We start from the raw sequence: 7,379 nt of genomic DNA on the forward strand, positions 1-7,379 counted from the left end.
CTTGTTCCTCCCCTCCGGGCCTTACGCCCCTTCGGCCCGGAGGGGAGGAACAAGACGGACGAGAGGGGGGAACGAGACGGGCAAGGGACGCTGGCCTGTCCTCTCCCCCCACGACCAGTCCGGACGCAGCGACCCGCCGCCAAGCCTGGAGGAGACCCCGTGCGATGCCTGGAGGAGATCCCGTGCGGCGGTTCGTCGACGTCGTCCTGACCGGTGTCACCGTGGCCGCCCTCTGTTGCGGTGCCTGGCTGGTGCGCAGCGGTACCGCCTCCCACGCGCCCCCGCAGCCCTCGGCCGCGCAAGGGCTTGGTCGGGGGCAGAGTCGTCCGGGGCCCGAGGAGCCGGTCGTGGCCGCACTGGCTCCCTCGCCGCCGGAGCGGATCCGGATTCCCTCGATCCGTGTGGACGCCCCGCTGACCGGGCTCGGCCTCACCCCCGCCGGCAGCCTCGACGTGCCGCCCGCCGAGAAGGAGAACCTCGCCGGCTGGTACGCGGCCGGCACCAGCCCGGGCGAGCGGGGCACCGCGATCGTCGCCGGGCACGTCGACAACACGGACGGGCCCGCCGTCTTCTACGACCTCGGCGCGGTGCGGCGGGGCGCCACGATCGAGGTGGACCGGCGGAACGGCGGCACCGCCGTGTTCACGGTGGACGCGGTCGAGGCGTACGCCGCGCGGGACTTCCCCGACGAGAAGGTGTACGGGGCGGCCGCGCGACCGGAGTTGCGGGTCATCACCTGCGGCGGCCCGTACTCCCGCTCGACCGGCTACGAGGGGAACGTCGTCGTCTTCGCCCACCTCACCGGCAGCCGTCTCCGCTGAGGGGAGCCCTCGCCCTCACCCTCACCGCGATCCTCCGCCCCGTCCCAGTCCCCGCCCTCGTCCTCATGCCAGCCACTGTTCGTACGCCATCTTCGCCACCAGCGTGAACACCACCGTCAGCAGCACGACCCGGACGAAGCCGCTGCCCTTCTTCAGTGCCGTGTGCGCGCCGACCGTGCCCCCGACGAGGTTGAACACGGCCATCAGCGCGGCCAGCTGCCAGTACACCGTGCCCTTCCAGGCGAACGTGGCGAGGGCGCCGGCGTTGGTGCAGCAGTTGACGATCTTCGCGGTGGCGGAGGCGGTGACGAGGTCGAGGTGGAGGACCGCGGTGAGGGTGAGGACGAGGAACGTGCCGGTGCCGGGGCCGACGAGACCGTCGTAGAAGCCGATGCCGACGCCCGCGAGGCCGATCGCGGCGAGGACGCGGCGGGGCGAGACCGGTCCGGTGGCGGGGGCCGTGCCGAAGGAGGGGCGCAGGATCACGAACGCGCCGACGCCCAGGAGGACGACCATGACGACCGGTTTGAGGATCTCCGTGCTCATGCCGGCGGCGACGAACGCGCCGGCCGTCGAGCCGGCGAGCGCGGCGAGGCCGATGCGGACGGCGATCCGTACGTCGACCGAGGTGCGGCGGGCGTAGGTGACCGCCGCGCCGGTGGTGCCGACGATCGCGACCGCCTTGTTGGTGCCGAGGGCGTACTGGGCGGCGGAGGCGCCGTTCGGCAGGCCGAGGAGCAGGGCGGGCAGGAGCAGCAGCCCGCCGCCGCCCACCACGGCGTCGATCCAGCCGGCCGCGAGGGCCGCGAGGCACAGGACGACGACCATGGTCAGCGATATGTCGGGCATGATCGGACCCTACGGGGCGACATAGGTGCGCCGTCCATCGACCTGAGGGTTTTCTGAGGTTCCCCGTCGGCCCGTCCTGCGGCGGGGGCGATCGGGCGCCGTCCTCCCGTATACGCCTGCGTCGCGGCCGTCTCTCCTGGTCAGGGGTGGTCCGGGCGTTGTTCTCACACCCCACCCCGGCCCTCCGGAAACCCCTCACACTCCGGTGCGGGCCGTGAGGAGGGCAGCGTTCCTCGCGGGAAACAGAGGTGATGCGGTCGGGTAACACCGGCACCGCACGCTCAAGGACATGACCTCGAATGAGCGTGTGGTGGTGATCGGCTCCGGCCTCGCGGGCGTACGTCTCGCCCGGCGGCTGGGAGAGCTCGGTGTGCCCGCCACCCTGGTGGGCGAGGAGGAGCACACACCGTACAACCGGGTGCTGCTCGCCGACGTCCTGGCCGGGCGGTACGCGCCCGAGGTCATCGCGCTGCCCGCGCCCCCTCGGCTGACCCGGGGCCGGGTCGTCCGTATCGACCGCGAGATGCGAGCCGTACATCTCGCGGACGGTACGGAGATCGCCTACGACTCCCTCGTCCTCGCGACCGGTTCGAACCCCGTGCTGCCGCCGCTGCGCGGCCTGTGGGACCCCGAGCGGCACGAGTTCCCCGAGGGTGTGCACGCCTTCCGGACCATGGACGACTGCCTGGGGCTGTCGAAGGCGGTGCGGCCGGGCGTACGGGCCGTCGTCATCGGCGGCGGGCTGCTCGGCGTCTCCGCGTCGCGGGCCCTCGCCCAGCGCGGCGCCCAGGTCGTCCTCGCCCAGCAGGGCGAGCGGCTGATGGAGCGCCAGCTCGACCCGTCGGCGTCGAAGCTGGTGCGCCGGCACCTCGCCGAACTGGGTGTCGAGGTGCACACCGAGACCCGGGTGCGCGCGGTGCGCAGCGTCGGCGGGAGCGTGCGGTCGGTGTCGCTGGCCGACGGGTACGCGCTCGACGCGGACCTCGTCGTCATCGCCTGCGGAGTCCACCCCCGTGCGGGTCTCGCGCAGGACGCGGGACTCGCGGTGCACAAGGGCGTCATCGTCGACGAGGAGCTGCGCACCTCCGACCCGCACATCCACGCGATCGGCGACTGCGCCCAGTTCGAGGGCACGGTCTACGGGCTCGCCACCCCCGCGCTCGAACAGGCCGACGTCCTGGCCGCGTTGCTGGCGGGGGACACGGGCTCCCGCTACACCGGCACCCGCGCCCTGACCCGGCTGACGCTCGCCGGGCAGGACTTCCTCGATCTCGCCGCGTTCGGCGAGCCCGACCCCCGGCCCGGTGACGACGTCATCCAGCTCGCGGACGCCACCCGCGGCACCTACCGCAAGGTCGTCGTCCGCGACGACCGCCTGGTCGGCGGGGTGCTCGTCGGCGAACTCGGCACCGTCGGCGCGCTCGCCCGCGCCTGGGAGGGAGCAGAGCCGCTCCCCGACAACGGCCCTCTGCTCCACCTGCTCACCAACGATGGAGGCTCCTGATGACCGCCACTGGGGCGAACCCCACGATCGTGCTCGTCGGCCATGGCATGGTCGGCCAGCGCTTCCTCGAAGCGCTCGCCGAGCGCGGCCTGACCGCCACGCACCGCGTGGTCGTGCTGTGCGAGGAGCCGCGCCCCGCCTATGACCGTGTGGCACTGACCTCGTACTTCTCGGGCAAGACGCCCGAGGACCTGTCGATGACGGACATGGCGTTCATCGAGAGCCACGGCATCGAGCTGTACGTCGGCGACCCCGCCGAGACCGTGGACCGCGAGGCCCGCAAGGTCACCGCGCGGTCCGGGCAGGTCTTCGAGTACGACGTCCTCGTCCTCGCCACCGGCTCGTACCCGTTCGTGCCGCCCGTCCCGAACAAGGACGCCGAGGGCTGCTTCGTCTACCGCACCATCGAGGACCTCCTCGCGATCGAGGAGTACGCGGGGAGCCGGGCGCGGGTGGGTGCCGTGGTCGGCGGCGGTCTGCTCGGCCTGGAGGCCGCGGGTGCGCTCAAGGGCCTCGGGATCGAGTCGCACATCGTGGAGTTCGCGCCGCGGCTGATGCCGGTGCAGGTCGACGAGGGCGGTGGCGCGGCGCTGCTGCGGACCATCGAGGAGATGGGCCTGTCCGTGCACACCGGGGTGGGCACGCAGGAGATCGTCGTCGGCGAGGACGGCGCGGTCACCGGGATGAAGCTGTCCGACGGCTCCGAACTCGCCACCGACATGGTGGTGTTCTCGGCCGGTGTCCGCCCCCGCGACCAGCTCGCCCGCGACTGCGGTCTGACGGTCGGCGAGCGCGGCGGCATCACCGTCGACGAGCAGTGCCGTACCGTCTCCGACCCGAACGTCTTCGCGATCGGCGAGTGCGCGCTGGCCGCCGACGGCCGGGTGTACGGGCTGGTGGCCCCCGGTTACGAGCAGGCCGAGACGGCCGCCGCGACCATCGCCGCCGACGAGGCGGAGCAGTTGTCGTTCACGGGTGCCGACCTGTCCACCAAGCTGAAGCTCCTCGGCGTGGACGTGGCGTCCTTCGGTGACGCGCACGGCACCGCCGAGGACTGCCTGGACGTCGTCTACTCCGACTCCCGCTCGGGCCTGTACAAGAAGCTGGTCATCGGCCGGGACGGCACGCTCCTCGGCGGCATCCTGGTCGGCGACGCGGAGGCTTACGGCACGCTGAAGGCGTTCACCGGGTCGGTCCCGCCGGTCTCCCCCGAATCGCTGGTGCTGCCCGCGGGTGCCGGGGAGTCCGCCCAGCTCGGCCCGACCGCACTGCCGGACGACGCGATCATCTGCTCCTGCAACAACGTCCGCAAGGGCACGATCCGCGAGGCGGTCACCGAGCACAAGTGCACCACCGTGCCCGAGGTGAAGAAGTGCACCAAGGCCGGTACGACCTGCGGCTCCTGTGTGAAGGTCCTCGGCCAGCTGGTCAACGCCGAGCTGGAGGCCGGCGGTGTCGTCGTCGACAAGGGCCTGTGCGCCTGCTTCTCGCAGACCCGCGAGGAGCTGTACGAGATCGTCCTGGCGCTGCGCATCAACACGTACCAGGACCTGTTGGACCGCTACGGCCGCGAGGAGGCCCGGGGCGGCGACGGCTGCGAGATCTGCAAGCCGGCCGTCGGCTCGATCATCGCCTCCCTCGCCCCGACGATCGGCGCCGACGTCTACGTGCTGGACGGCGAGCAGGCGGCCCTCCAGGACACCAACGACCACTTCCTCGCCAACCTCCAGAAGAACGGCTCGTACTCGGTCGTCCCCCGTATCCCCGGCGGTGAGATCACCCCCGAGGGCCTGATCGTCATCGGGGAGATCGCCCGCGACTTCGGCCTCTACACCAAGATCACCGGCGGTCAGCGGATCGACATGTTCGGCGCCCGCGTCGAGCAACTCCCGCTGATCTGGACCCGGTTGGTGGACGCCGGCTTCGAGTCGGGCCACGCGTACGGCAAGTCCCTGCGCACGGTGAAGTCGTGCGTCGGGCAGACCTGGTGCCGCTACGGCGTCCAGGACTCCGTCCGCATGGCGATCGACCTGGAGCTGCGCTACCGGGGCCTGCGTTCCCCGCACAAGCTCAAGTCGGCGGTCTCCGGGTGCGCCCGCGAGTGCGCCGAGGCCCAGTCGAAGGACTTCGGCGTCATCGCCACCACCAACGGCTGGAACCTGTACGTCGGCGGCAACGGCGGCGCCACCCCGCGCCACGCGGACCTGCTGGCGCAGGACCTCTCCGACGCCGAGCTGATCCGGCTGATCGACCGCTTCCTGATGTTCTACATCCGCACGGCGGACCGCCTGGAGCGCACGTCGACCTGGCTGGAGCGGATCCCCGGCGGACTGGACCATGTGCGGGACGTGGTGGTGGAGGACTCCCTCGGTATCTGCGAGGAGCTGGAGTCGCTGATGGCGGCGCACGTCTCCCACTACCGCGACGAGTGGGCCGACACCATCAACGACCCCGAGAAGCTGGCCCGTTTCGTGTCCTTCGTGAACGCGCCGGACACCCCCGACCCGGTCGTGGGCTTCGTGCCCGAGCGCGACCAGATCAAGCCCGACCTGCCGCTCCTGTCCATCGGCCTGCGCCCCGCCGAAGACGTCCTGGAAGGAACCGCCCAGCGATGACCCTGGCACCCGAGACGACCGACCTGAAGGTCCAACTGCGCCTCACCGACGGCTGGCTCACAGTCTGCGACCTGAGCGCCCTGCTGCCGGGCCGCGGTGTGGCGGCCCTGCTGCCCGACGGCGAGCAGGTGGCCCTGTTCCGCGACCGCGCGGGCACCCTGTACGCCATCGACAACCGCGACCCGTTCGGCGGCGCGGCGGTCCTCTCCCGCGGCCTCACCGGCTCGCACCAGGGCCGGCCGTTCGTCGCCTCCCCCCTGCTGAAGCAGCGCTTCGACCTGGAGAGCGGGCAGTGCCTCGACGACGAGGCGGTACGCATCAGGACGTACGAGGTGCGGGCGTCGTAACCCCGCCCGTCACGGATCCCTCCGGCGCCGGAACGGTCATGCACCGTTCCGGCGCCGCCGTGTTCACCGCCGGCGGGTACGGGGCGCCGCAGGCCCGGCTCAGGACTTCAGCTGGTCGAACGTCACGCCGGTCAGCCGCTCCGAGCGCTCCCAGAGGAGTTCGCCGGCCCGGTCGTCGAGGGTCCAGGGGGCGCGCGGCGACCTGGCGGGCGCGCCGCGCCACATCAGGAACCGGGGGCCGATGAAGGAGTCGGGGGCGACGCCGGGCGCGGTGGCCGCGTACAGCGTGGGCAGGGCGCCCGCGTCGGCGGACTGGGCGAAGAAGCGGTTGCCGACCCGCATGAACCGCTCGGTCGCCTTGCGGCCCTCCGCCTTGGCCCCGGCGGTCTGGAGGTTCGTCGCCGCGTACCCGGGGTGGGCGGCCGCGGCGACGACGTCGGAACCGGCCGCCGCGAGCCGCCGGGCCAGCTCGTGCGTGAACAGCAGATTGGCCGTCTTGGAACGGCCGTACGCCAGCCAGCGCCCGTACCTGCGCGCGGTGTCCAGGTCGTCGAGGTCGATGTTGGCGCGCAGGTGCATCCCGCTGGAGAGGGTCACGACCCGCGCGCCGGCGGTGGCGAGCAGCAGGGGTGCCAGCAGGCCCGTGAGCGCGAAGTGCCCGAGGTGGTTGGTGCCGAACTGCGTCTCGAACCCGTCGGCGGTACGGCCCTCCGCCACGGCCATCACGCCCGCGTTGTTGATCAGCAGATCGAGCCGCTCGTACGCCTCCTCGTACGCGGCGGCGAACTCCCGCACGGAGGCGAGGTCCCCGAGGTCCAGCCGCAGCAACTCGACGTGTCCGCCGGGCACCTCGCCCCTCATCCGCTCCAGGGCGGCGAGGCCCCGCGCCTCACTGCGGCAGGCGAGCACGACCTGGGCGCCGCGCCGGGCGAGTTCACGGGCGGTGACGTACCCGATGCCGCTGTTGGCACCGGTCACGACGGCGGCACGACCGCGCTGGTCCGGAATGTCGCCCACGTTCCACCCCGCCATACCGCCACCCTTTCGAAAGCGCCTTTGACACCGCCAGCGTAGGAGCAGGCGGGACGGTTGTCTGCGGGTGAGACACTCCGCGGGCCGGCTTCCGGACCGCGGGGAGGCGGGGCGCAGCGCCGCCTCCCAAGGGGCGCGGGAACCGCCGGTGCCCTGCGGGCCGCGGGGAAGCGGGGCGCAGCGCCGGCTTCCCAGGGGCGCGGGGAACTGC

At 72.4% G+C, this 7,379-nt stretch carries 6 protein-coding genes; 4 read left to right on the forward strand and 2 right to left on the reverse strand.

What is annotated here, in order from left to right:
* The first annotated feature begins 182 nt into the window (after positions 1 to 182).
* The gene (locus AOK23_RS30195) at positions 183 to 821 is read left to right on the forward strand and encodes a class F sortase (RefSeq protein ID WP_055715760.1); all 639 of its coding nucleotides are present in this window, start codon (positions 183 to 185) and stop codon (positions 819 to 821) included.
* 63 nt (positions 822 to 884) lie between these two features.
* Here AOK23_RS30195 and AOK23_RS30200 read toward each other — a convergent pair whose 3' ends face one another.
* Positions 885 to 1,670: a sulfite exporter TauE/SafE family protein gene (locus AOK23_RS30200; protein ID WP_055715761.1), complete on the reverse strand. Its 786-nt coding sequence runs from the start codon at positions 1,668 to 1,670 to the stop codon at positions 885 to 887.
* A 289-nt stretch (positions 1,671 to 1,959) separates the two neighbouring features.
* On the opposite strand from AOK23_RS30200, the gene AOK23_RS30205 reads away from it, so the two are divergent.
* Genes AOK23_RS30205 through nirD form a run of 3 tightly spaced genes read left to right on the forward strand, consistent with a single transcriptional unit; the run spans position 1,960 to position 6,136 of the window.
* Positions 1,960 to 3,174 (forward strand): NAD(P)/FAD-dependent oxidoreductase, encoded by a 1,215-nt coding sequence (locus AOK23_RS30205; protein WP_055715762.1) that lies wholly within the window; start codon positions 1,960 to 1,962, stop codon positions 3,172 to 3,174.
* The gene (gene nirB / locus AOK23_RS30210; RefSeq protein ID WP_055715763.1) at positions 3,174 to 5,789 is read left to right on the forward strand and encodes a nitrite reductase large subunit NirB; all 2,616 of its coding nucleotides are present in this window, start codon (positions 3,174 to 3,176) and stop codon (positions 5,787 to 5,789) included. Before AOK23_RS30205 ends, nirB begins: the two co-directional genes overlap by 1 nt.
* Entirely contained in the window at positions 5,786 to 6,136 is a 351-nt protein-coding gene (gene nirD / locus AOK23_RS30215) for a nitrite reductase small subunit NirD (RefSeq protein WP_055715764.1), read from the forward strand. The genes nirB and nirD overlap by 4 nt, the downstream gene beginning before the upstream one ends.
* Before the next feature lie 99 nt (positions 6,137 to 6,235).
* On the opposite strand, the gene AOK23_RS30220 is transcribed toward nirD, so the two are convergent.
* Positions 6,236 to 7,168: an oxidoreductase gene (locus AOK23_RS30220; RefSeq protein ID WP_055715765.1), complete on the reverse strand. Its 933-nt coding sequence runs from the start codon at positions 7,166 to 7,168 to the stop codon at positions 6,236 to 6,238.
* Between the last annotated feature and the right edge of the window lie 211 nt (positions 7,169 to 7,379).

The sequence above is a fragment of the Streptomyces torulosus genome (assembly GCF_001419765.1).
Classification (GTDB): Bacteria; Actinomycetota; Actinomycetes; order Streptomycetales; family Streptomycetaceae; genus Streptomyces; species Streptomyces torulosus.